Below are 24,874 nucleotides of genomic sequence, written 5' to 3' on the forward strand. Positions count from 1 at the left end.
GATCACAAGCGCACAATGCCATCAGGGTGGCGAAAGTGACACCTAGGCAGAGCATTCGACGGATCATGAATAGCCGCCGTCCGAAGCGCCGGCGTTCGTCTCGAACGGATTGCGACGGCCGGTGAGCCTTTCGGCGCCCAGACTGATGGCGTACTGCTTGGCGAATTCCACCGGCCCCAACGCGGCCCACTGTTCCGAGTGCCGCTCTTCATGATGCAGGATGCGGTCGATGTCCATGTCCTGTTGGCGTGCGCCGCCGGGTCCGTCGTACCACATCTGACCCGACCCGATGATCTTGCGAAGCTGGTCGCCCGCGTCCGCTGGATGGTCGATGTTGATCAGGAAGACGTCACCGTAGGTGGACCCGCCCTGCTGGCTCAGCTGGTTCTGCACGAAGCCGCCGCCGAGTCCCATGAGCATCCCGTTGGGCGTGGCCGCGAAGCGCCCGCCACTGCCCGCCAGTCGCGGAACCTGTTCGTAACTCCAGGAATTCGCCGCCTGCCGGTCAAGGATGCGCTGCACCTCGTTTGCGGTGTACGGCGTCTCGGCGAAGTCTGTGTTCGGATTTCCCTTTGTGTAACTGGTGCCCGCGTTCAGGATGTACGTCATCAACGCGGCCCGGCGGGCAGCGTCGGCACTCGTCCCCGCGGGCAGCAGGAAGTAGGTGTTGTCGTCGCTGGGATCACTGCTCGTCCGGTTGTTGTCGACGACGCGCTCCATGCCCTTGAGGACGTCGAAACTCGCCGGCGTGATGTGCTGCTGCCGAGCGATGTCGACGATCACCTGTGGCGGCACACCCTTTTTCGCCGCGTTCTGCAGCCACTCGCGGTAGTACCCGTCGCTGGTTCCGTCCAGCAGCCCCGCTGCGTGCAGCGCGTCCTCGTACTTGTTGACGGGGTCGTATCCGGGTTCGCCGGGATCGTCGCCGATCCGTTCGTCTTTCGGTTCCGGCACGTCGAACGGGATACGTTCGGCGGCCGCGCGATCGCCGTGCTCGTAAAGGTAGGCAGCCGAATCGAGCTTGCCTGCGAATGCGGACATGCCCTGCCCCAGCGACTGTGCGCGCCGCAGGAACGCATCGCCTGCGTCCCGGCACGCCTGGCCACTGTCCAGTCCCGCTACCGGCTCCGCGGCGGCCGAGAGCTGCGGACCGCCACCGTCGTTGAACAGGCCGCTCGCCAGGTCCTCCAGCTCCGTCGCGGTTTCCCGCAGCGACGCCACCACGACGGTCAACGGTGCGGTCATGCCAACTCCCAACCGACCTTGCGAATTTGATGGCCGGTGTCCCGGTCGGCCGCTTCGAATTTCGCGAGCAGCAGCTTGATCGCGTTCTCGACCTCGATGCGTTTGGCCGCGATCTGCAGCGCCTGGACCGGTGAGACCCTCGCATACCAGCGCAGCCAGAATCCGGGCGTGACCCCACCGTCGTCGGCAACGTCCCACTGCGCCTGTGCGGCATCGACAGCCTTCTTCAAGTTTGCCCGGAGCTCGGTGAGCTGCGCGCCGCCCGTCGCCAAAGGCTTGGCCACGGCGTAGAGGTGGTCCCGATAGGTGGTCTGCTCGTCGAGTGATTCACGGCCCTGCTTCTGCGCGGCATCGGCGGCTGTGCCGGTCCAGTCGTCGGCGAGGTGGGCGAATCGTGTTCGTGCCCGGTCGATCTGAGCATCGACGCGCTGTGCTGCGGCCCGCGCGTCGAGCGACGCGGTGAGCAGCGATTCCGGAGCGGAATTCATCACCTGCGACACCGTGTAGGGCATGGACCGTCCCCCGTTCCAGTCGGTCTCCCCATTGTCCCCCACCGAACTCGGACCGCCGGTCACCAAAATCAATCCCGACAGCCCGGCTCAACTCGGGTGTCACCGAGTGGGAACCCGCCTTCCACGGGGCCTGCAGGCGGACTAAGACCGAATGATGACCTCGCACACCGCTCCCCCGCCGAACACAATGCAAGCAATGGTGCTGACCGAGTTCGGCGGCCCCGATGTGCTCCACGCCGCCGAGCTGCCCACCCCGGTTCCCGGTGCCGACGAGGTGCTGGTCGAGATCGCCTGCACCAGCGTCAACCCGGCGGACTGGAAGACCCGTGAGGGCAAGCTCTCCGTCTACATCGACTACCACTTCCCGTTCGTGCTTGGCTTCGACCTGGCCGGTGTCGTCGCGGCCGTCGGGCCGGGAGTTACCCGCTGGCAGGTGGGCGATCAGGTCTTCGGGATGTCCAACCAGCGCAACGGGGCGGACGGCACGTACGCCGAATACTGTCTCGCGTCGTCCGAACTGCTGGCGCCGCTACCGGAGGGCTGGAGCTACGCCGACGCCGCGGGTCTGCCGGTGGCGGGTAGCACCGCCTACGGCGGCATGGTCGACGCCGGTGAGCTGCAGGCCGGCCAGACCGTGCTGATCAACGGCGGCGCCGGTGGCGTCGGCAGCATCGCCATCCAGATCGCCCGTCCGCTGGGTGCACGGGTCGCGGTGACCTGCAGCCCGAAGAACTTCAACTACGTCACCGAACTCGGCGCCGACCTGGCCATCGACTACCGGGGCGGCGACGTCGTCTCGCCGCTGCGCGCCTGGGCCCCGTCGGGCGTCAATCAGGTGCTCGACGCGGTCGGCCTGGACACGCTGCTCCCGCACGCCGAAGAACTGGTGGCGCCCGGCGGGAGCTACGTCGAGATCGAGACGCTCATCTCGCGCGCCGACGAGGAGCGGGTGGCCCGCGCCGCCGAACGCGGGGTGCGGATCGTCTCCAACATGATCGCGGTCCAGCGCCAGCCTCAGCACCTGATGGAGTTGGCCGCTCTGTGCGCCAAGGGTGCGATCCGGCCGCCGGAGACGCAGGTGCTGCCCTTGGCGAAGGTTGCCGACGCGCACCGCATGGTCGAGGCCGGTCACGTCCGCGGGAAGGTCGTGCTAGCCGCCCATACCGACTGAGATCCCCCGGCCAAAACCCTTGGGACGGAGAAGTATCCGCGACCTGGGCTGGTAGCGTGTGGCGGACACTCAGGCCGAGAAACGGGAGGCGTTGTGGGGCACGGTGAATTGCTCCATCACCTGGTGTCCGGCGCCGCCGCGGTTGCGCCCGACCGTCCGGCCGTCATCGCCGAAGACGGCACTGTCATGACGTTCGCGCAATTCGACCGGGTGATCACGGCTGCCGCGGGCTGGATCGCGTCCCGGACCACCCGCGGCGACCGGGTCGCGGTGATCGCCGACAACGGCCCCGACTACGCGACGCTCTACTACGCGGTGCCCCGCGCCGGTTGCATCCTCGTCCTGATCAATCAACGGCTCAGCGCCGACGAACATGTCGCACAACTGGCCACCGCGGCGCCCACCCTGATCCTGGGTGAGGCCCGCTATCTGGAACCGCTGAGCCGGCCCGACTCGATCTCGTTCGACGACGAACAGTGGACTGCGGCAACGCAATCGACACGATGGCCCGTGCCCGACGAGCCGGACGCGGACGACCCGGTCTGGCTGCTGTTCACCAGCGGCTCCACGGGCACGCCGAAAGGCGTTGTGCACACGCACCGTTCGATCACCACGGCGGTCCGGGGCAGCATCGCCGGCAGGTCGGTCCGTCCGGGCGGGGTGTATCTGCTGCCGTTCCCCATGTGCCACATCGCCGGGTACAACATGCTGGTGCACCACTGCGCACAGTCGACGGTGCTGCCGGTGGCGGCATTCCGGCCCGAAGCCTTCGCCGCCGCGGTGAACCGGTACCAGGTGACCTCGTGTTCACTGGCCCCGACCATGCTGCACAGCCTGCTGGCTCATCTCGACGAGACCGGCACCGACCTGCCGTCGTTGCGGGACATCGCCTATGGCTCGTCGGCCATCCCTGCCGACCTCCTTCGGCGTGCCCTGGGCCGCCTCGCCGTCGGATTCCACCAGGGCTACGGAATGACCGAAACCGGTGGCAATGTCACGTTTCTCGGCCCCGAGGACCATCGTGCGGGAGCCGCGGGCGACACCGCCGTGCTCGCCACGGCCGGCCGGCCCCACGCCGATGTGCAGATCCGGATCGCCCCGAGTGGCGAAATCCTGGTTCGTGGCGATCAGGTGGCAGTCCGGTACTGGCCCGACACGCCAACGACCGACGACGGCTGGCTGCACACCGGCGACGTTGGGTACCTCGATGACGCGGGCCGGCTCGTGGTGACCGACCGGCTGAAGGACATCATCATCACCGGCGGCGAGAACGTGTCCTCCCGGGAAGTCGAAGACGTGCTGTCGTCCCATCCCGATGTGGATCAGGTTGCGGTCGTTGGGGTTCCCGATGCGTACTGGGGCGAGGCGATCTGCGCGGTCGTGGTGCCCACCGCCAACACCGAGCCTGCCGCCGACGATCTCGTCACGCACGTACGAGAGCGCATCGCGGCGTTCAAACGCCCCCGCCATGTCGTGTTCGTCGACGCGCTGCCCCTCACGACCAACGGCAAGATCGCCAAACAGGCACTGCGCGAACAACTCCGGGAACAGTTCGCCGGATAGCTCAGGCCGCAGCGGTCGCCAATCCCGCCCGCTCGACACTCATCAGGCTCTCCGTCTCGTGTTCCTGACGGTACGCCGCGCCACCGCCGTTGAGCCCGAACAGCCGCTTGCTCCACAACAACCACAGCACCGCAATGACGTTCACCAGGAACATCGTCAACCGCAGGGCGGTGACCTTCTCGGTCAACTCGTAGATCTCCAGCGGCAGAAAGAAACTGGTGGCCACCACCGCGAAGTACTCGCCCCACCGCCACATGCCCCAGAGCCCGACGGCCTCCACCAATTCGATCAACGCATAGACGGCAATGCCGATCGCGATCAACAACAACGTGTCACTCGACATGGTGAACGCGTCGTTGATGTGCCGAATGATCTTGGAACTGTCGAGGTTCCAGCCGATCTGGTCCGCCAACGGCCGCAGCAGCGGCAGGTCCTTCTCGAACATGTCCCGCAGGTGCACCCGCGCCGCTCGCACCCGGAACACGCCGTAGGACATCGCGGCCAGCAGCAGGAACCGGAAAACGCGCTCGGCGGCCAACACCCGCATCAGCACGCGGTCGCGCAGCAGCCGGCCGCGCGGAACTTCGGGTGCCGATTCCGCAGGTCCCCTCCCCCGCGGCGCACCGACGACGAATGTCTCGCACCGCAGGCATCGCCATGCCTCACCGACCGGTGTCTGCACATGCAAGCGGGCAGCCAGTTCCGGTTCGTCCGGGGCATACGTCGCGTGGCCACGTAGTCCACAGGACCGCAGGGCGAAATCCACCATGTCCCTACCGTAGTTGGCGCTCTTGACCGTCGGCCCCGATTCGGTCGGCAACGAAGAAGCTCGGACTGGCCGCACTGGTGGCAAACAGATTGGTGACAGCGGCGCCCAGGGACAATAGAGCCGAGTCATGGGCAAAGTGTGGGGTTTCGCTAGCGCTGGGCTGTGAACGCGGCAGCACCACAAACGAGCACCGCGACACTGTGACGGTCGTCCTGGTCGTGGTCACACCGTGACTCAAACCCGGCTGTATTCATACGGTTTCGCAAACATTGCCCCACGGGTTTCATGGATTCGGCCGCTAGCTTCATGTCCCGTACGGGCCATTCACTACCTGGTTCGGCGAATTGACACACGGATCGGAGCACATCGTCATGACAGAGCACCACACCCCTGAAGAGATAGTCGCTCAACCGGCGCGGGTACAGACCCTGCGCCGAGTTCTGGGGTCGGTCAGCGATGCCGCCGAACCGATCGTGGACCTACTGCGCCCCTACATAGAAGGGCTCGAGAATTTGCCCGCTGACGGCCGGTTTCTGTTGGTGGCCAACCACACTCAGGGCGGCGTGGAGGTGCCGCTGATCCTGCACTTCGTCCGGCGTGGCATCGGGACGCGGGTGCGGCCGCTGGCTGAGCGGGGTATGGGCAAGATGCGCGGCCCGATGCGCGATGTGATCGCCGCGGTCGGCGCCGTCGTCGGATCCCCAGAAAACGCCCAGGAATTGATGCGGAACAACGACACGATTCTGGTGTTCCCCGGCGGCGGCCGGGAGATCGCCAAGTTCAAAGGCGAAGAGAACACAATCAATTGGCGGGGCCGGGCGGGCTTTGCCCGCGAGGCCATCATCGGCGGCTACCCGATCGTGCCGGTGACCCTGGTCGGCGGCGACGATATGTACGAGCATCTGTTCACCCGCGACAGCACGCTGGGCCGGCTCAGCATGACGATCAGCGAGAAGGTCACCGGCCGTCCGAACATGCCGATGCCGCTGATGCGAGGGATCGGTCCCACTCTGATCCCGCGGCCGCAGCGCATGTACCTGCGGTTCGGTGCCCCGATCACCACCGCCAAACCCGCAGGCGTCTCCGATGAGACGTGGATCGCCACGGTCAAAGAGACGACCCAGGAAGCGCTGGAAACCAGCATTGCCGACCTGCTGAAAATCCGGGCCGCCGACCCTTACCGCGCACTGAATCCGCTGGCGTGGGTCCGTGCCACCCGCCCGGACGACATGAGCGCGGACGCACGTGGCTAGCCCGGCGCACACCGGGGGCCGCTCCGGCCTGCTTCCCGGGGAGATGGCGCATGCCTCGGTCGTCGCGGCAGCCTCGGCCGGATTGGCGATCTCGGCGGCCGTCGTCCCGGTGACCGGGTTCCTGGCGTTGGTCGCCATGGTGCCGGTCGGGCTGCTGGCCTACCGGCATCGACTCCAGGTACTGATCACCGCCGCCATCGCCAGCGCGGTGGTCGCATTCCTCATCGTCGGTGTGCCCGGCGCCATCACCGTGCTGTCCAGCGCCTACATCGGAGGGCTGGCCGGCATCGTCAAACGGCGCGGCGGCGGCATCGTCGCCGTCGCCGTCTCCGGTGTCGCTGCCGGCGCGGTCCTCGGGGCCGTCACATCGGGGGTGTTGGTGGTACTGGCCCCATTGCGGATGCTGGTCTTCAGCGCCCTGAACGCGACCATGAACGGACTGGCCGCCGCCCTGCAGACCATTCCCGCCCTCCGTGGCCTCGGCGACGGTCTGACCCGCCTGACGTTGCCCGGGTTCACCGCCTGGCCGCTGCTGCTAACCGGCTGGCTGACGGGCATCGTGGCGATCGTGTCGATCGTCGGCTGGTGGGTCATGTCCGGTGTCCTGCGCCGCCTCGACGGTATCCCCGACGCCCACAAACTCGACCCGCCACCGGCCGACCTGGCCGGGGCCGCGACCGCCCCGCTGCCCGTCCATCTGGACGACGTCAGCTTCCGGTATCCCGGCGCCGAACACAACGCGCTGGCACCGACCAACCTCACCATCGATGTCGGCGAACGTGTCGCCGTGGTCGGCTGCAACGGGTCCGGCAAAAGCACACTGGGGCGCATCCTCGCCGGCGCCGAACCCACCACCGGGACCGTGCGCCGCCCCGGTGGGGTCGGCCTGGGCCGCATCGGCGGGACCGCAGTGGTGCTGCAGCACCCGGAAACGCAGGTGCTCGGGATGCGGGTCGCCGACGATGTCGTCTGGGGCCTGCCCACGGACACGCCGGTCGACGTCGATGCAATCCTGCGCCGGGTGGGGCTCGCCGGGATGCGCGAGCGCGCCACCGATGGGCTGTCCGGAGGTGAGCTGCAGCGCCTGGCCGTGGCCGCTGCGCTGGCCCGCTCGCCGAGACTGCTGATCGCCGACGAGATCACCTCCATGGTCGACCCCGACGGCCGCGAGCTACTGCTGGCTGTGGTGGACGGCCTGACCGCGCACCAGCAGATGTCGGTCGTGAACATCACCCACTACCGCGACGAAGCCGAGAGCGCCGACTGGGTCATCAACCTGTCCGAAACCGGGGACAACACCGCCGTGGTGCCCACCGTCGCGGCACCAGCTCCGGCCCCGGCGGCGGCTGGTGGCCTACCCGCGGTGACGAGGCTGCCCGGGCTACCCGTGCTGAGGCTCGACGGTGTCAGCCACCAGTACGCGGCAGGCACACCGTGGGTGCACACCACCCTGTGCGACATCAACCTCACCGTGCACGAGGGTGACGGCGTATTGATCCACGGCGGCAACGGTTCCGGCAAGTCGACGCTGGCGTGGATCATGGCCGGCCTGATCACGCCCTCCGTGGGATCGGCCCTGTTCGATGGCAAACCCGCCGCCGAACAGATCGGCGCGGTCGCCATCGCCTTCCAGGCCGCGCGCCTGCAACTGATGCGGTCGCGGGTCGATTGCGAAATCGCGTCCGCGGCAGGATTCGATGTGCATGACACGGATCGTGTGGTGGCCGTGCTGGCCAGCGTTGGCCTCGATGCCGCGCTCGCACGGCGGCGCGTCGATCAGCTCTCCGGCGGACAGCAGCGCAGGCTGGTGCTTGCGGGCCTGCTCGCCCGAAGACCACGGGTGCTGATCCTCGACGAACCCCTGGCCGGTCTGGACGCTGCCAGCGCACGCGGGTTGGTGCAGCTGCTGACCGACCTGCGCCGCGACACCGGACTGACGATCATCATGATTTCGCACGATTTCCTCGGCCTGGATCGGTTGTGCCCACGCGTCCTGCGCCTCCACACCGGCGTGATCCAGACTCCGGTCTCACCCTCGACGGGAGCATCGTCATGACACCCCGTGAGTCGGTCAAGCATCGGGGGCCGAGGCCGTTGGTGCTGCTGCGTCCCGTCCCGGGCACCAGTCCGGTCCACTCGTTGTGGGCGGGCACCAAGATCATCAGCATCGTCGCCGTCGCGGTGATGCTCGCCGTCGATCCAAGCCCCATCCCGATCGCCGCGGCCGGCGCCCTGGCCCTGGCCGCGATCTGGCTGGCAGGGATCCCGCGCAGCGCCTTCCCCTCCGTACCGCCGCCGGTGTGGGCGGTCGTCGTGATCGGCGCCGTGTTCCTGACGTCCGCGGGCGGGGCCCCGTTCGTCGTCATCGCCGGCCTGCATGTGGGACTCGGTGGCCTGCTGCAGTTCCTGCAACTATCGGCTCTGACCATCGTCCTACTGCTATCGAGTGCGGTGCTGTCCTGGACCACCGACGTTGCCGACGTCGCGCCGGCACTCGCTACGATGGCCCGTCCTGTGCGCCGGCTGTCCATCCCCGTCGACGATCTCGCGGTCGCCCTGAGCTTGGCACTGCGGTCGTTTCCCATGCTGATCGACGAATTCAGGGTCGTAAACGCTGCCCGCACCTTGCGGCCCACACCGCGATCACGAGGGATACGAAAAGTGCGACAGCGCATCCGTGACGGTGTCGACCTGATTGCCACCGTCACCGCGATGATGTTGCGCCGCGCCGACGAAATGGGCGACGCGATCGCTGCCCGCGGCGGAACCGGTCAACTCACCGCTGCCCGGACCAAGCTCCGACGGTCCGACTGGGTAGCACTGGCGATCGCCGCAGCCGTCTGCGCCACTGCCCTCGGTCTCGATGTGACTGTCGGCGGCATCGGCGGCCCACCCGGGCCCCCACCGGGGTTTGGACCACCCCCATCCGGACTCACGGGCGGCCCCGGATTCAGCCCGCCGCCCGGATTAAGCCCGCCGGCGGGGTTCGCCCCGCCGCCCAGGTAAGCGGGGCCGCCACCGCGCCCCGCCATCCGCGAACTGATTGCAGGAGGGGAAATCACGCCGAAATACAGCGTCTACCAGCGGGAACACCCTGCCTCATAGGTTCTCCATAGGCCAACCACAGATCGTCGCTAAACGGGTTGGCAACAATGTCGCGATGCAAGAAGCCCCAGATGCCCATACCGCGGTCCGTCGGCCACAGATCGCAGCTCCTGCGGCTCCGGCCCCGATCACGCGCCACGACGGCAGCCCGATCGAGGTCCTCGTGGTCGACGACGAACCAGCGCTCGGCGACCTGGTAGCCATGGTATTGCGATACGAGGGCTGGCAGGTCACTGCCGCCCGCGACGGTGCTTCGGCCATCAAGAAAGCCGCCGCCGAAAAGCCCGACATCGTGGTGCTCGACATCATGCTGCCTGACATGAGTGGGCTCGACGTGCTCCACGAATTGCACCGCATCCGGCCCGAGCTACCAGTCCTGCTGCTCACCGCCAAAGACACCATCGAAGACCGCATCGCCGGATTGTCAGCGGGCGGAGACGATTACGTCACCAAGCCGTTCAACGTCGAGGAAATGGTCCTGCGGATGCGAGCACTGGTCCGTCGGTCCGGCGTCGGCGTGGCAACCGACAGTGCGCAACTGGTCGTCGGTGATCTGGTACTGGACGAAGACAGCCGCGAAGTCACCCGAGCGGGCTCCGAAATCAATTTGACCGCAACCGAATTCGAAGTTCTTCGACTCATGATGAACAACCCTCGGCGGGTGCTGACCAAGACCCAGATCCTGCACGCCGTATGGGATTGGGACTTCGAGGGTCGCTCAAACGTGGTCGAGCTGTACATCTCATACCTGCGCAAGAAAATCGATGCCGACCGTGCACCCATGATCCACACAGTCCGCGGGATCGGGTATGTCCTCAAACCCCAGTGACATCGCGGTGGCGGACCCTCCCCCGCCGCCGCGACGTGGCCGGAAGTATGCCCCCCGCACCTGGACGCTGCGCAGCCGCCTGATCGTCGTGGTGGCGGTGCTCGGCGCCGGGCTGTGCGCCGCTGTCGGCGCCGGCACTCTGATTGCGTTGCGGCACTTCCTCATCGGCCAACTCGACAACCAGGTTTTCGAAGCCCAATCCCGGTCCGTGACGTTCTTCGAGTTCGGGCCGCCGCCATTCCTGCGATTCTCCGGTCCTGGGCCAATGTTCCTCGATGGGCCCGGCCAGTCGGCGGGCACCGTGGGCGCGATCATCTCGCAGCCCGGGCAGAGTCAGGCTGCAGTCATCATGACGAGCGGCGACCGCCGCTCCGTCAGCCCTGCAGCCCTGACACAGCTGGAGCGAGTTCCCCAGGGGCACACCGTCAGCGTCGACCTCGATGGCCTAGGTGCGTACCGGCTCGTTGCGCACCCCTCCCTCAATGAGGTCGTGGTGTCGGGTCTGCCGCTGTCCGGAGTGCAACAAACATTGCGATCCGTCACCTGGATGATCGGTGGGTTTTCCGCGCTGGCTCTGGCGGCGGCGATCGCCGCGGGGACAGTGATGATTCGCCGCGAACTTGTCCCGCTGTCACGGATGTCCGAAGCGGCACACCACGTCGCCGGACTTCCGCTGCACGAAGGTGACGTCCAACTTCCGTCCCAGATCGAACCTGTCGACGCCGACACCGCTCATACCGAGGTGGGCCGGCTGGGCACCGCCCTCAACAGCATGGTCGACCGGGTGGCCGACGGGTTGGCCACCCGCCACGCAAGCGAGACCCGCGTACGGCAGTTCGTCGCCGACGCCAGCCACGAACTGCGCACGCCGCTGGCCTCCATCCAGGGATACACCGAAGTGGCCCGCCGATTGGTCACCGGCCTACCTCACGACGCGGCCGACGCGTTGCGCAACGACTTGGTCTACGCAATGAACCGAGTACATGCCGAGTCCCGGCGGATGAGTCAACTGGTTGAGGACATGCTGCTGCTGGCCAGGCTCGACGCCGGCCGGCCCTTGGAGTACGACGAAGTCGACCTGTCCCAGATGGTGATCGACGCCGTGAGCGACGCCCACATGGCCGGACCCGAACACCGCTGGGCCCTGGATCTGCCGGATCACCCGGTGATCGTCGTCGGCGACCGCGCACGGTTGCATCAGGTGCTGACCAATCTGCTGTCGAACGCCCGAGTCCATACCCCGGCCGGTACCAGGGTGGTCACCGCGCTCGCCGGGGCCGCCGACGGGCCGGTTTCAGTGACCGTGACCGACGACGGACCGGGAATTGCACCCGACGTGCTGCCGGAGATCTTCGAACGCTTCGCGCGCGGAGACGAGTCCCGCTCCAGGGCGGCCGGGAGCACCGGGCTGGGCTTGGCTATCGCGCAAGCCGTGGCCAAAGCACACGCCGGCACGATCACGGTGCAGACCGACGCGAATGGATCGGCATTCACGGTCACATTGCCCGCGCCGGAAGGCCCGCGGTCATAGCCGCCCCTCAACCGCCCGGCTGCCTCCGGGTCCGCTCCGACGACAGCCCAACCGTGTACTCGGAGGCCGGTTCGGTGGCCTGCTGAATCAAGATGGCCGCAATCGCCGCACCCAATCCCGCTCCGGCACTTATCAACCCGACGGCTGCCAGCATCACCCCAGCCCGACGACGCGTCTTGCGCTGCATGCTCATGCGGACCATCTCCTCGTTGTGGAACAACCTGACAGGCGCAGACGATAACCTGACGCGATTGGGTGCGCTTCACGGCCGAATTTGCCGCAATAGCAACAGAAACCGTCACAGATGGTGCAGCGACGCAAGCCCGCACCACGCCGAAAATACGCTGAATATATTGCACAAGAACAGATTTCGGTCGATGACCGGCCAACGCGACGCAGTCTGAAGGCGGCCGGCACCGACGCAGGCAGAGCGGCGCCCCCGCATTGCCGTCGCCAGATTCATATCGGCGGAATACTGAATCCATATGAATTCCCCAGGGTTGGACTCCGCCCGGCGTGGTCAACCGCGACTCACCATCTGGTGCCAGAGCCTCGTGGTCGGCAAGTATGGAGCCGTGCCTTCCTTGCTCTGGTTCCGCCGTGACCTCAGGCTCAGCGACCTACCAGCCCTATCGGCAGCGGCCGACCAAGACGGCGACGTGCTCGCCTGCTTCGTCCTCGATCCGCGTCTTGAAGCCTCATCAGGCGCCCGCCGCCTGCAGTTCCTGGGCGACTGTTTGCGGCATCTGCATGCTGAGCTCGATGGCCGCCTGCTGGTCACCCGTGGACGCCCGGAAGAGCGAATTCCGCTGATCGCCAAAGAGATCGATGCGAGTGCTGTGCACGTCTCAGCGGACTTCACCCCGTTCGGCGAGCGCCGTGACGAGCGGGTCCAGGAGGCGCTCGACGGCATCCCGCTGGTCGCGACCGGCTCCCCGTACCTGGTCTCGCCCGGACGCGTCACCAAAGACGACGACAGCCCCTACCGGGTGTTCACGCCGTTCTTCCGACGCTGGCGTGAGCACGGTTGGCGGCAGCCGGCGCGCACCGGTCCGCAATCGGCACAGTGGGTCGATCCGAACAGTCTGGCTGGCACAGCAGCCAAACCTGCCGACATCCCGGACCTCAAGGTGCCGCCCTGCTTCGCTGCCGGCGAGGAGGCGGCACTGCACCAGTGGCGACAATTCATCGACGCGGGTTTGGACGACTACGCCGAACAGCGTGACCTACCCGGCGCCGACGGGACCAGCCACCTGTCGGCGCACCTGAAGTTCGGCACGATTCACCCCCGCACCATGGTCGACGGCCTCGACCTGCACCACGCCAGCCACGTTGCTTACTTGCGCCAGCTCGCTTTTCGTGACTTCTATGCCGCGGTGCTGCACCACTGGCCGGACAGCGCCTGGCGCAACTGGAACCGTGACTACGACGCCATCGAAACCGACACCGACGAGGCAGCCGAGCGGCTCTTCGACGCCTGGAAGGCCGGCCGGACCGGGTACCCGTTCGTCGACGCCGGCATGCGGCAATTGAGCGCGACCGGCTTCATGCCCAACCGGGTGCGGATGATCACCGCGTCCTTTCTGGTCAAGGATCTGCACCTGCCATGGCAATGGGGTGCCCGCTGGTTCATGGAGCATCTGGTCGATGCCGACATCGCCAACAATCAGCACGGCTGGCAATGGTGCGCGGGCACCGGCACCGATGCCGCTCCGTACTTCCGGGTGTTCAATCCGACAGCGCAGGGCCAGAAATTCGACCCCACCGGTGCCTATGTCCGCCGCTGGGTTCCCGAATTGGCCGACGCGGCCGATGCCCACCTCAAATCAGGACCACGCCCGCCCGGCTACCCGGAGCCGATCGTCGATCACGGCGAGGAACGCGCCGAAGCGCTCCGGCGCTATTACGCAATCGGCAATCACGGGTGACCCGAGGCCGTGGATTCGGGCCGACCGCCCGGCCGTATCCCGGTCCGCATCAGCGACAACCGGGTTACGTGCCGGACGGTCGAATCACTACGCCGACTCAGAGCCGACTCAGAATGGCGGAGGCGGCAGGAGCGGACCGCCCGGCGGCGGCGGAACGCCCGGTCCCGGAGGCGCGAGACCGGGACCGCCGGGCGGCGGTACACCGGGGCCCGGGGGCAGGATGCCTGGACCGGGCGGTGGCGGCGGCTGCGCGCCGGCTACGGCCGCGCTGAATCCAATGCCCGCACCCATCAGCGCGAGCGCAACCAATGCGACGCCCGCATGGTGACGCGTCTTGTGCTGCTTTGACATTCGCACATCTCCTCTTCGTGGAACTACTGACAGCTGCCGACATTAACCCAATCGGGCGCCGCACCAATTTGTCTACTTTCGATAACATTCGAAACCAAGGCGTTAACATTTGAATATGCCAGCTAATCTATAATTTGTCGGTATTGATACCAAATCTGTTGATATAGAACATCTTAAGCAGAATCGAATTTCCGCTTAGCAAGGCTGACTTCGACACAATTCAGGCCAACGATTCACGTATGCCACCATCAGCGGCAGGCTTCCGCCGTCATATTCATATCCGCGCAATACATAATCCATACGAATTCCCCAGCATTCGACCCGCGCAACGGTCACGACAGCCACGGCATCACCACGTCCACGCGGCGAAAACGGTAGTGGTGCATCGGTTTATGGCAGCATCGAACGTGGGTACACCAAATGGCCAGTGCCATCGAGTTTTTGACGCACTCAGGGAAGGGACTTCATGCGTATCACCACCCTGCTGATGACCGCAGCCGCAACCGTCGCCACCGCGGCAATCGGCGGCGCGGCGACAGCGCCGGCAGTCCGATCGAGTTGGTATGCGCAGCTGCGCAAGCCGGCGTATCAACCGCCTCGTGAAGTGTTCCCTGTGGTCTGGCCCGCGCTCTACACAGACATCGCCGTCGTCTCGGCCGCAGCGATCGACGAATTGGGTGCAACCGGCCGCGACATCGAGCGTCGCGCCTACCGGAACGGACTCGCACTGAATCTCGCACTCAACGCTGCGTGGTCCTGGTTGTTCTTCAATCGTCGTCGCTTCGGCACCGCGACCGCCGTCAGCGCGGCGCTCACGGTGAGCAGCGCCGACCTGACGCGGCGGGCTGTCGACGCCATCGGCGGACGGGCTGCACCGTTGACGCTCTATCCCCTGTGGTGCGCGTTCGCCACCGTGCTCTGCGGGCATATCCGGCAGCTGAACAGGCGCGCCGAACGGTCGTAGCCGCGAAGGTCTGGCACATGCGAGGGCAATCGACTTACGCTGGCGACCATCCACGCTCGACTCATGCGGAGGCCAGGTTGCAGAATCCGGAAGCTTTTCTCGACCAGTTCTCCGACGACGCGGCCGGCCGCGCCTTCGCCGAGCCGTACCACACGCCCGACGGAGCGACCGTCATCCCCGTCGCCAAGGTCAACCACACCGGCACGAGCACGTCGGCAAAACCGCTCGGCGTCTTCGTCATCCGCGATACCGGGACGGTGTGGGTGCCGGCGGTGGACGCGGACCGGATCGCGCTGGTCGGCGTCATCACTGGCCTGGCGGCCGCCGTGATCGGCTGCCTGGCGATCCTGCGGCGCCCGCCGTGGCCTGACCTGTCCGACCACGGGCATCTGGCGCCGCGACGTCGCAGGTAGCCGCTCGACGCACCCTTCGACCGGCGGGGCATCCCCTCGGTTTGGTTTGGCGATTCCTCACTCGGGTATCCCCACAGTGGCGGGGGTTCGAGGAGCCCTCATTTCTCCGCACACTGTGCGGCCGAGGTGCTCCGCCATTTCTCAAACCACACCAAGGGAGTTCAACGCATGACCTTGAAGAAAATCGCAGTGCGCGCAGTCGCAACCGGCATGCTCGGCATGGCAGGACTGGGAGTCGGCGCGGCCGTCGCCCAAGCCGATCCGATGGGACCGATGCCGACACCGCCGTTTCCCGCTCCTGGCGTGCCCGGACCAGGCGTGAATGCCGGCGTGCCCGGCAATCCGCTGCCGGCGGGCCACGGCTACCTGCCGCCTCCCGGGCACGGTGGGCCGCTGCCGCAGGACCGCATCCCGTTCACTGCTGCGCCCGCGTGGGTGGTTGTGCCGGTCGTGCCGCCGATGGGCACTCCGCCGGCACCGGCACTGCCCGACTGGGCCGCCGGTATGCAGGCTGTCTGGGACCCTGACCTCGGCGCCTGGGGCGTGTGGGACGCACAGGGCAGCGCTTTCATTCGCATCTAGCACCACGGACGCGGCCGCCACCCTGTCACGCTGACAGGGTGGAGGGAACTGTACGAATACTCCCAGCTGCATCCCAGGCGGAAATGCTAACTCCGCCGTCAATTCTTTCTACCGTTACCGCGGACGGACAACAGGCGGACGGGCGAAGGGAACGACCATGGGTTGCTCACGGTACATCGGTCGGGTCGGAGCCCTGGCAGTGTTTCTCGGAGTCGGCATATCGCTCACCACTGGGCAAGGAATCGCCTACGCCGAGCCCTCATCGACGGCATCGGACACCTCGCATGCCACGGATGCGGCAGGCCCCGGCAAGCCGGCTGCCAAACACCCGCCCACCCCGGCGACAGCGGCACAGCCCGACGCCACACCGGCCTCGCCATCAGACGACTCGGCACCACCCTCTGCTCACAAGCCCAAGCCGCAATCCAACAAGAGCAGCGACGCAACCAACCGTCACCGTAGCGCGAACCTCAACCCTCACGCCGGCGGCGCCACGAAGACCGCGCCGACCTCGACGCCCGCGGCCGGTGAATCCGTCAGCGCCACAAAGAAAATCGGTCGGCCGCAAGCCGCCGCCGCCACGGTCGACCATTCCCCGGCACCATCGATCGTCGCCACGGCGGCCGTGCCGACCACCGCATCAGTAACCCATACCGCGGCGGCGACACCGTCGGCGGCACTCGTCACGCCCACCGTGTCCGCCCCGACCGCGACCGGCGCAATCGGCCAGATCGTCACCGCGGCAAAACAACTCATCAGCATCGCGCTGAGGCCGCTGGTATCGACCCTGCCGTCGAACGTGCCGGCAAATTCGCCGGTCCTGTGGACGGTGCTCGCCTGGGTGCGCAAGCAAATCGAGACGAATCTCCTGCCACCCCATGTGGTTTCGGCCTGGAACGTGACCAGCCCGAATCTCCTGACCAACCCCAGCGCAGAGCTCGGTGATCCATCGCTGTCCGGCGGCAGCACGGTGTCCATCCCCGGCTGGACCGTCACCGGTACGCCGACGGTCATCAAGTACGGCACCGTGCGCCAGATCCCGCTGGGCCTGCCGACACCCGGGCCGACGCTCCCCGCCATCTTCAACTTCCCCAGTGATCGGCCCACCCCGGGCGACACGCAGTTCTTCGGCGGCGGCAATGTCGCGACCTCCACGCTGACCCAGACAGTCGATCTCAGCGGCGCCGCATCGGGCATCGACGCCGGCACGACGCCGTTCAAGCTGAGTGGGTTCCTGGGCGGCGCCATGATCGATCCTTCGGCGGCGTCGATCAAGGTCACGTTCCTGGATGCCAACGGCACGCAGCTGGGTGTCGGGAAAGTGGCGCCTGTCGGTCCCCTCGAGCGCTGGTTGCAGACCGGACTGCTCCAGCGCAGTACCGAAGGGACCATCCCCGTCGATACGCGGACAGCGCAGGTGGTCGTGACACTCAAGGATTCGAACCCGTTCACCGGCGGATACAACAACGCATTCGCCGACGATCTGTCGTTCACCGTGGGAGCCGCGCTCCCGACACCTCCGCCACCCACGCCGCCGGTATCGACGGTCGGCGCGCTCGACCACGTGTTCATGGTCTATCTGGAGAACAAGGGCTACAAGGACATCGTCGGCAGCCCCAACGCGCCGTACCTCAACAGCCTGATCAACACCTACGGCGTCGCGACCGACTACTACGCGCTGACCCACCCGAGCGACCCGAACTACTACCCGATCCTCGGCGGCTCCGACTTCGGTCTCAGCTACAACTGCGCGACCAACTGCATCGACGCCACCAACCTCGCCGACAGAATCGAATCGGCCGGCAAGACGTGGGCCGGGTATGCGCAGGGCATGTCCGCGGCCGGGCCCTACGTCTCGACGAGCGATTACGCGCCCGACCAGCTGCCGTTCCTGGCGTACCGAGACATCTTCAACGACCAGGCTCGCGCCGCCGCGCACCTGCACCCGCTGACCCAGCTGGCGACCGACCTCTCGTCGTCGGCCACCACACCGAATTTCGCGTGGTTCGCGGCGAACGAGGCCAACAACGGCGAAGGGCCGCTCGACTTCCCCGGCGGCTATCTCAACTACATCGGCGCGCTGCTCACCAACCACCAGTACAACGTCAAGGCGGCCGACCAGTTCGCGCAGCAGACCATCCCGACCATTCTGAATTCGGCGGTGTGGAATGACCCGACGCAGAAGTCGGCCATCGTCGTCACATTCGACGAAGACACCGACAATCTGTCACTGGGCTTCGGCAACGGCGGCAATCGTGTTGTCACCGTGGTGATCCCGTCCCCCGGCGCAGTCAGCGCCGGGATGCGGTCGGGCAACTTCACCGACACCAGCTATGCCAATCACTACAGCCTGCTGCGCACAATCGAGGACGCACTGGAGCTGGCACCGCTGACCAACAACGACGCTTACGCCGTGCCGCTCAACGACTTCTGGGGAACGCCACCGGTCATGCCGTAATCGGGTACCCACCCCCAGAATTGAACGTAGGGCCCGAGGAAACCTCGGGCCCTACGTCTACTTCCGGGTGGTGCTAGCTGATCAGAACCAGTCGACCTGCGCGTCGACGGTGGTGCGGTCCAGGCTGGCCAGCAGGTCCAGCTGGGTCGTCACCTTGGGCAGCTCGTAGCGGAAGAAGTACTGCGCCGCAGCGCGTTTCCCGTCGTAGAAGTTGCCGGTGTTGCCGCCGACAGCGTTCAGCTGCTCGAGCCAGATCCACGCCATTACGATGTGGCCCGCCGCCTCCAGGTAGGCAGTCGAGTTCGCCAGTGTGGTTTCGGCATCACCGGCGGCCCACAGCGTCGCGGTCACCTCGACCAGGCGCTCGGTCTGGGCCTGCAGGTCCCGCGCGTAGGCGGCGGTGGCCTCCGACTGCAATGCGGTCTGGACAGTTTCGTTGATCCGCCGCTGCAGCAGTTTCAGGCCGGCGCCGTCCTGCATGACGACCTTGCGGCCGAGTAGGTCGATGCCGTGGATGCCGTGCGTGCCTTCGTGAATGGCGTTCAGGCGGTTGTCGCGGTACTGCTGCTCAACGTCGTATTCGGTGGTGTAGCCGTAGCCGCCGTGAATCTGGATGCCGAGGTTGTTGGCTTCCAGGCACCACTGCGACGGCCAGCTCTTGGCGATCGGGGTGAGCACCTCGAGCATCAGGTTGGCCTCGTCGAGTTCGGCACCGGTGAAGATGCGCATCTCGTCGACGAGCCGCGCGCAGTACAGCCCCAGCGCCAAGGCGCCTTCCACATAAGACTTCTGGGCCAGCAGCATGCGCTTGACGTCAGCGTGCTCGATGATCGCGACCTGCGCGCGCGACGGGTCCTTGTCGCCGACCGGACGGCCCTGCGTGCGCACCTTGGCGTACTCCAGCGACGTGAGGTAACCGGCGTAGCCGATGGCGGTGGCCATGGAGCCGACCGCGACGCGGGCCTCGTTCATCATGTGGAACATGTAGGCCAGGCCGCGATGCTCCTCGCCCACGAGGTAGCCGACAGCGCCGGGCTCGTCGGAGGGCTGGTGGCTGCCGTCACCGAAGTTCAGCAGGGCGTTGGTGGTGCCGTGGTTGCCCATCTTGTGGTTGAGGCTGACCAGCGCGACGTCGTTGCGGGTGCCGTCGGTCAGGAACTTCGGCACGACGAACAGCGAGATGCCCTTGACGCCGGGGCCGCCGCCCGGGACCTTGGCCAGGACCAGGTGCACGATGTTCTCGGCCAGCTCGTGGTCGCCACCGGTGATCCACATCTTGGTGCCGGTGACCCGGTAGGTGCCGTCGGCCGACTTGGTGGCCTTGGTGCTGATGTCGGCGAGCGACGAGCCGGCGTCGGGCTCCGAGAGGCACATGGTGCCGAAGTAGCGGCCCTCGAGCATCGGGCGGACCCAGGTGTCGATCTGCTCTTCACTGCCGTACTCGGTCAGCAGGTTGGCGTTGCCGACGGTGAGGAACGCGTACGAGAAGGTGGCGGGGTTTGCGGCCCGGAAGAACGCCGCCGAGGACTGCGCGACCACGTTGGGCAGCTGCATGCCGCCGACGCGCTCGTCGAACGAGCTGGCCATCAGGCCCGCCCCGTTGAAGTCGTCCAGCGCCTGCTTGATCTCGTCGATCAGCACGACCTTGCCGCTTTCGTCGACGAACGGCGGGTTGTGGTCGGCCTTCTTGTTGTGCGGCGCGAAGCGCTTGGTCGCGATGTCCGCGCTCAGGTCGAGGACTGCGTCGAAGGTGTCCCGCGAATGCTCCGCGAAGTGCTCGTGCTTGGTGAGCTCGACGACGTCGAGCCACTCGTACAGCAAGAAGTCCAGGTCGCGCCGAGACATGAAATCAGTCACTGGGTTCTACCTTCCAATGCAGCCAGACATTAGCAGTCGCTCATTTCCTAAGCGATTGCTAATATCGCCTATCAGCCTGGCATGTGTCAACTGTGTGTACGATCACGTGCACATGAAGACCGACCGGACGACCGATTCGGCCGCCGCCGAACGCATCCGGCGCGCGGCCATCGAGGCATTCGCCGAGTCCGGCTACGGCGGCACCTCCACCCGCCAGATCGCCAAACGCCTCAACATGAGCGCGACGGCGATGTACCCGCACTACCGCTCCAAAGAAGAGCTGCTCTACGCCATTGCGCTGGAAGGGCACGGCAGCCTGCTGGCGACCCTGCGTGCCACCGATGACCCCACCGCGCCGTGCGCCGAGCGCTTCCACACGGTCGTCGCGGCCTTCGCCACCTGGCATGCGGAAAACAGCAAGCAGGCCAGGGTCGTGCAATACGAGCTGCACGGCCTGACCCCGGCCCACTACCGCACCATCGCGCCACTGCGGCACCAGGTCACCGCGGTGATCGCCAACATCATCGAAACCGGCATGGCGACAGGCGAATTCCACGTCGACAACCTCGATGACGTCGTCATGGCGATCTCATCGCTGTGCGTCGACGTCTGCCGGTGGTTCCCCTCGCGCACGCACCGCGATCCCCACAAACTGGGCGAAATCTACGCCCAGGTCGCGGCCCGCCTGGTGCGCTGACCGACCTACCGGTCAGCGGTGCAGGACGACCCCCACGAAGTCGTGCAGGGCAGCGGGGCTCTGCACGTCGCGGCCGAACAACTCCATGATCTGGACCTGGATTTCACCGACGATTCCGCCCAGCATCGCACCGACGGCGATCACCAGTTTCTCGTCGTCCTTGAAGATCGGGCGCAGAATCGACTCGTATTCTTCGTTGGTGAGCTGACTCATCTTGTCGACGATGATCTTGTCCAGGTCCATCATGTCCTTGGCGTAAACCTCGGCCAGCGCAAGCGTTTCAGGCAATCGAGCGAGCACGGTGTCCACCACGGTGCCTTTGAGCGCGTTGTACCGCTGCCCACCGACCACCAACTTCACGAACGGGACGGCGGCGCCGAGCTGGCTGTCGATGGCGGCCTGAATCTCCTTGGCCGCCAACGCGAACAGCTTGTCCGCGCCCGGCCCGGTCAGCACGGCGTCGAACAGGATGTCGGGCGAAAAGAGATCCTGGGCCAGGATCTTGGCGTAGTCGCGGGTGATCTTGTCACGCTGGTCGTGCAGTAGTCCGCGAAATGGAAACAGCCCGAGATACTTCTTCCGATACACCGGGCGGAACAGCATGTTCAGCGCGATGTAGTCGCTGACCGAGCCGATCCCGAATCCGAAGGCCGGCATGATCCACGGATTGTGGAACAGACCCCACGCAACCATCTGCACGCAGCCGATGCCCAGCCCGAAGTAGATGCCGCTGCGTCGCATGAAGGCCATCGCATCGTCGGCGACGCTTCGCATCAGCCTGACGAGTTTCTCCTTGTTGCGCACCAGGGTGGTCACCGCGATGAACTGGAAATCCAGATAGCGGTTCAAATCGGAGCTGATCTCCCCGAGCATGTGGGCCACGATGCGGGGCGTCTGCGCCTGAACCCGGACCGAAATGGCCTGGCGCGCGGCGTCGGGCAGCGAGTCCCACAGCCCGGGCCGGAGCTGTTCGGCCAGCTCGCGCGACATCTCGTCGACCGCTCGGGTCAGCGGCACCCGCAATGCCGCCACCAGTTCGTCGGCATCGACCCGGCTCAGCAGTTCGTCGGGTTTGAGCAGGTTCGCGGTCAGCAATTCGATGGTCTTGGAGCCGACCTTGCCGGCCCGCCGCGGCACGATGCCCTGCCAGCCGAACGGACCGATGCCCTTGTAGTCCAAGGGCCGGTACAGCATTTCCAGCGCGACGATCTTCGTGCTCCAGCCCACGAAAGCGGCAACGAAGGGCATGGACAGGTAGACCAGCCAGTTGACACCGAAATCGGCCTTGATCTCGGACCAGCTCTGGATCGCGAGGATGACCTCGCGGCTCACCGATCACCGTCCCGCATGGCGGCAAAGGCTATGCCGAAAGGCCATATATTGCATGATTTTTCACCAGGTACCTGCGATAACCGGCCAGTGAGCGCCGAAGGTCGTGATGTACTTGCTGCCGACGACAGGAGGCCCGATGGTCAACCCTCCACTGGAGGATCACGATGAGGTCGTGACGGCAGCCTCGGGTGACACACCGCCCGAGGTCCGGCTGCGGCGAGTGCGCGGCCGGTTCAGCATCCAGTCGAAGCTCATCGCGATGCTGTTGGGGGCGAGCATCGTGTCGGCCGCCGTGGTCGGGTTCATCGGGTACCAGACGGGGCAGGCCTCGTTGCGCAACGCCGCTTTTGACCGGCTCACGCAGGTCCGGGAGACGCAATCCCGACAGTTCCTCATCCAGATCGCGAACTTGAAGAATGCCCTGCTCATCTACACGAGCGGACCGGCGATGGCCGATGCGGTACAGGCCTTCAGCGCCGGGTTCAACGAATTGGCCAATGCCACAATCGATCCCGCCGAGCAACAGGCCATCGTCAACTACTACAACCAGGATCTGATCAATCCCGTCGAACGTGCGACGGGCGCCAAGCTCAACCTCGATGTGCTGTTGCCGTCGTCGAACGCGGCCAAGTATCTGCAGGCCCGGTACACCGTCGCCGCCGCGCGGCCCGATGGACCGCCACCCCCACCCGACCCCAGCGCCTGGGGCGCCGCCGCCAGCCGCTACAACGTGTTCTTCCAAGAGATCGTGCGGCTGTTCGGCTACGGCGACGCACTGTTGATCGACTCCGCGGGCAATGTCGTGTACTCGGCCAAGAAGCGCGCGGACCTCGGGACGAACGTGCTGTCCGGCCCATACCAACAGGGCAACCTGCACGAGGCCTACGCGAAAGCCATGGGCGCCGACCGCGTGGGGTACGTCGCTGTCACCGACTATCAGACCTATCACCCGGCCGCAGACCACCCCACCGCGTGGATGGCAGCACCGGTCGTGTCCGCGGGTCGCACGGTGGGAGTGGTGGCGCTGCAGTTCCCGATCAGCGGGCTGAACGAGCTGATGACGTTCAACGGCAAGTGGCAGGCAAATGGTCTGGGGGCTACCGGCGAAACCTATCTCGCCGGGACCGACGACCTCATGCGCTCGAATTCGCGCCTGTTCGAGGAGAATCCGCAGACCTATCAACGCGATGTCACGGCGGCCGGAACGCCTGCCGAGTTGGCGCAGCGGGCGGTCCGCCTCGGCGGCACGACGCTGCTGCAGCCCGTCGGCGGCCCGGCGACTCGCGCGACGCAGCGCGGCCAGTCCGGGGTTGTGATCGCCACCGACTACCTGGGCAAGGAAACGCTGCAGTCGTATGCGCCCATGACCGTCGGGCCCGACGTGAGTTGGTCGATCGTGGCCAAGATCGACACCGCCGAAGCCTTCGCGCCCGAACGCGTCTTCACCAGGACCATGGGCGTGGCGGTGACCGCGATCGTCATCTTGGACTGCCTGGCCGCAATGGCGCTGGCGCAGCTGTTCGTGCGGCCCATCCGTCGCCTGGAGGCCGGCGCCCAAAAGGTCAGCCGCGGCGACTACGACGCGATGATCCCGGTGCGGACCCGGGACGAGTTCGGCGATCTGACCAAGACGTTCAACGACATGAGTCGTCTGCTCGGAATCAAGGACGATCTGCTGCGCCGCGAACGCCGGGAGAACGCGCAGCTGCTGCGTTCCTTGATGCCCGAATCGATCGTCGAGCGGTACCGCAGTGGCGAGGAGACGATCAGCGAGAACCACCAGGACGTGGCGGTGCTCTTCGCCGACATCGACGGCCTCGACGCCCTGTCCAATGAACTGCCGGCCGACGAGTTCCTCACCGTGGTCAACGAATTGGTGCGCCAGTTCGACGACGCCGCCGAACGCAGCGGGGTCGAACCGGTGCGAATCCTGCGCAACGGCTACACGGCCAGCTGCGGATTGAACGTGCCCCGGCTGGACAACGTCGAGCGCACCGTCAACTTCGCCATCGAATTGCAGCGCATCGTCGCCCGCTCCAATGACGAGGACAACCTGCAGCTGGGTTTCCGGGCGGGCATCGATACCGGCACCGTCACCAGCGGCCTGGTGGGCGGCGCCACGATGATGTACGACATGTGGGGCAGCGCAGTCGATTTGGCCTATCAGGTCCAGGCCGGCGGCGCCGAACCCGGGATCTACATCACCGCGCGAGTGCACGACGCCGTGCACGACACCCACCGGTTCACCCCGGCCGGCCAACTGACCGTCGGCGATACCGAGGAGCCGATCTGGCGGCTCGCAGGGCGGCGGTAA

Annotated in this window: 22 protein-coding genes; 14 read left to right on the forward strand and 8 right to left on the reverse strand. The window is 66.3% G+C overall.

Features of this window, described 5'->3' with window-relative positions; genetic code table 11:
* Positions 1-63: 63 nt before the first annotated feature.
* On the reverse strand, positions 64-1,245 hold the full coding sequence (locus tag AC1U2B_RS07665; protein ID WP_480216316.1) for a WXG100 family type VII secretion target: 1,182 nt from the start codon (positions 1,243-1,245) through the stop codon (positions 64-66).
* The gene (locus tag AC1U2B_RS07670) at positions 1,242-1,820 is read right to left on the reverse strand and encodes a hypothetical protein (RefSeq protein WP_231575564.1); all 579 of its coding nucleotides are present in this window, start codon (positions 1,818-1,820) and stop codon (positions 1,242-1,244) included. The genes AC1U2B_RS07665 and AC1U2B_RS07670 overlap by 4 nt, the downstream gene beginning before the upstream one ends.
* A gap of 133 nt (positions 1,821-1,953) precedes the next feature.
* Between AC1U2B_RS07670 and AC1U2B_RS07675 the strand changes: the two genes are divergently transcribed.
* The gene (locus AC1U2B_RS07675; RefSeq protein ID WP_480216317.1) at positions 1,954-2,928 is read left to right on the forward strand and encodes an NADP-dependent oxidoreductase; all 975 of its coding nucleotides are present in this window, start codon (positions 1,954-1,956) and stop codon (positions 2,926-2,928) included.
* A gap of 93 nt (positions 2,929-3,021) precedes the next feature.
* On the forward strand, positions 3,022-4,491 hold the full coding sequence (locus AC1U2B_RS07680) for an AMP-binding protein (RefSeq protein WP_480216318.1): 1,470 nt from the start codon (positions 3,022-3,024) through the stop codon (positions 4,489-4,491).
* Between the two features lies 1 nt (position 4,492).
* On the opposite strand, the gene AC1U2B_RS07685 is transcribed toward AC1U2B_RS07680, so the two are convergent.
* Complete coding sequence (locus tag AC1U2B_RS07685) at positions 4,493-5,260, reverse strand: DUF2127 domain-containing protein (protein WP_480216319.1); 768 nt, start codon at positions 5,258-5,260, stop codon at positions 4,493-4,495.
* Between the two features lie 371 nt (positions 5,261-5,631).
* Between AC1U2B_RS07685 and AC1U2B_RS07690 the strand changes: the two genes are divergently transcribed.
* The 5 genes from AC1U2B_RS07690 (at position 5,632) to AC1U2B_RS07710 (ending at position 11,978) form a co-directional block, all read left to right on the forward strand.
* On the forward strand, positions 5,632-6,513 hold the full coding sequence (locus tag AC1U2B_RS07690; protein WP_480216320.1) for a lysophospholipid acyltransferase family protein: 882 nt from the start codon (positions 5,632-5,634) through the stop codon (positions 6,511-6,513).
* 43 nt (positions 6,514-6,556) lie between these two features.
* Positions 6,557-8,569, forward strand: coding sequence for an ABC transporter ATP-binding protein (locus tag AC1U2B_RS07695; RefSeq protein WP_480216600.1), 2,013 nt, complete (start codon positions 6,557-6,559; stop codon positions 8,567-8,569).
* Positions 8,566-9,519 (forward strand): energy-coupling factor transporter transmembrane component T family protein, encoded by a 954-nt coding sequence (locus AC1U2B_RS07700; protein WP_480216321.1) that lies wholly within the window; start codon positions 8,566-8,568, stop codon positions 9,517-9,519. Before AC1U2B_RS07695 ends, AC1U2B_RS07700 begins: the two co-directional genes overlap by 4 nt.
* Before the next feature lie 226 nt (positions 9,520-9,745).
* Complete coding sequence (locus AC1U2B_RS07705; protein WP_480216601.1) at positions 9,746-10,447, forward strand: response regulator transcription factor; 702 nt, start codon at positions 9,746-9,748, stop codon at positions 10,445-10,447.
* The gene (locus tag AC1U2B_RS07710; protein ID WP_480216322.1) at positions 10,428-11,978 is read left to right on the forward strand and encodes a HAMP domain-containing sensor histidine kinase; all 1,551 of its coding nucleotides are present in this window, start codon (positions 10,428-10,430) and stop codon (positions 11,976-11,978) included. The genes AC1U2B_RS07705 and AC1U2B_RS07710 overlap by 20 nt, the downstream gene beginning before the upstream one ends.
* Positions 11,979-11,985: 7 nt before the next feature.
* Here the strand turns inward: AC1U2B_RS07710 and AC1U2B_RS07715 are convergent, their stop codons facing one another.
* The gene (locus tag AC1U2B_RS07715) at positions 11,986-12,171 is read right to left on the reverse strand and encodes a hypothetical protein (RefSeq protein ID WP_480216323.1); all 186 of its coding nucleotides are present in this window, start codon (positions 12,169-12,171) and stop codon (positions 11,986-11,988) included.
* A 382-nt stretch (positions 12,172-12,553) separates the two neighbouring features.
* On the opposite strand from AC1U2B_RS07715, the gene AC1U2B_RS07720 reads away from it, so the two are divergent.
* Positions 12,554-13,906 carry a cryptochrome/photolyase family protein gene (locus tag AC1U2B_RS07720; protein ID WP_480216324.1) on the forward strand — a complete coding sequence of 451 codons (1,353 nt, stop codon included), beginning with the start codon at positions 12,554-12,556 and terminating at the stop codon, positions 13,904-13,906.
* A 108-nt stretch (positions 13,907-14,014) separates the two neighbouring features.
* On the opposite strand, the gene AC1U2B_RS07725 is transcribed toward AC1U2B_RS07720, so the two are convergent.
* Positions 14,015-14,257 carry a hypothetical protein gene (locus AC1U2B_RS07725; RefSeq protein WP_480216325.1) on the reverse strand — a complete coding sequence of 81 codons (243 nt, stop codon included), beginning with the start codon at positions 14,255-14,257 and terminating at the stop codon, positions 14,015-14,017.
* A gap of 466 nt (positions 14,258-14,723) precedes the next feature.
* Between AC1U2B_RS07725 and AC1U2B_RS07730 the strand changes: the two genes are divergently transcribed.
* From AC1U2B_RS07730 to AC1U2B_RS07740, 3 genes are all read left to right on the forward strand, one after another.
* Complete coding sequence (locus tag AC1U2B_RS07730; RefSeq protein ID WP_480216326.1) at positions 14,724-15,221, forward strand: TspO/MBR family protein; 498 nt, start codon at positions 14,724-14,726, stop codon at positions 15,219-15,221.
* Between the two features lie 17 nt (positions 15,222-15,238).
* Complete coding sequence (locus AC1U2B_RS07735) at positions 15,239-15,634, forward strand: hypothetical protein (RefSeq protein WP_480216327.1); 396 nt, start codon at positions 15,239-15,241, stop codon at positions 15,632-15,634.
* Between the two features lie 168 nt (positions 15,635-15,802).
* Entirely contained in the window at positions 15,803-16,216 is a 414-nt protein-coding gene (locus AC1U2B_RS07740) for a hypothetical protein (RefSeq protein WP_480216328.1), read from the forward strand.
* Between the two features lie 477 nt (positions 16,217-16,693).
* Here AC1U2B_RS07740 and AC1U2B_RS07745 read toward each other — a convergent pair whose 3' ends face one another.
* On the reverse strand, positions 16,694-17,065 hold the full coding sequence (locus AC1U2B_RS07745) for a hypothetical protein (RefSeq protein WP_480216329.1): 372 nt from the start codon (positions 17,063-17,065) through the stop codon (positions 16,694-16,696).
* On the opposite strand from AC1U2B_RS07745, the gene AC1U2B_RS07750 reads away from it, so the two are divergent.
* On the forward strand, positions 17,058-18,674 hold the full coding sequence (locus tag AC1U2B_RS07750; protein ID WP_480216330.1) for an alkaline phosphatase family protein: 1,617 nt from the start codon (positions 17,058-17,060) through the stop codon (positions 18,672-18,674). The genes AC1U2B_RS07745 and AC1U2B_RS07750 overlap by 8 nt on opposite strands.
* Positions 18,675-18,755: 81 nt before the next feature.
* On the opposite strand, the gene AC1U2B_RS07755 is transcribed toward AC1U2B_RS07750, so the two are convergent.
* Positions 18,756-20,519 carry an acyl-CoA dehydrogenase gene (locus tag AC1U2B_RS07755; RefSeq protein ID WP_480216602.1) on the reverse strand — a complete coding sequence of 588 codons (1,764 nt, stop codon included), beginning with the start codon at positions 20,517-20,519 and terminating at the stop codon, positions 18,756-18,758.
* Positions 20,520-20,643: 124 nt separating this feature from the next.
* Here AC1U2B_RS07755 and AC1U2B_RS07760 point away from each other — a divergent pair, with 124 nt between their 5' ends.
* Positions 20,644-21,228 carry a TetR/AcrR family transcriptional regulator gene (locus tag AC1U2B_RS07760; RefSeq protein WP_043395314.1) on the forward strand — a complete coding sequence of 195 codons (585 nt, stop codon included), beginning with the start codon at positions 20,644-20,646 and terminating at the stop codon, positions 21,226-21,228.
* Positions 21,229-21,240: 12 nt separating this feature from the next.
* On the opposite strand, the gene AC1U2B_RS07765 is transcribed toward AC1U2B_RS07760, so the two are convergent.
* Positions 21,241-22,560, reverse strand: coding sequence for a DUF445 domain-containing protein (locus tag AC1U2B_RS07765; protein ID WP_480216331.1), 1,320 nt, complete (start codon positions 22,558-22,560; stop codon positions 21,241-21,243).
* A gap of 136 nt (positions 22,561-22,696) precedes the next feature.
* On the opposite strand from AC1U2B_RS07765, the gene AC1U2B_RS07770 reads away from it, so the two are divergent.
* The gene (locus AC1U2B_RS07770; RefSeq protein WP_480216332.1) at positions 22,697-24,874 is read left to right on the forward strand and encodes an adenylate/guanylate cyclase domain-containing protein; all 2,178 of its coding nucleotides are present in this window, start codon (positions 22,697-22,699) and stop codon (positions 24,872-24,874) included.

This window comes from Mycolicibacterium sp. P4_G11 (assembly GCF_056555145.1).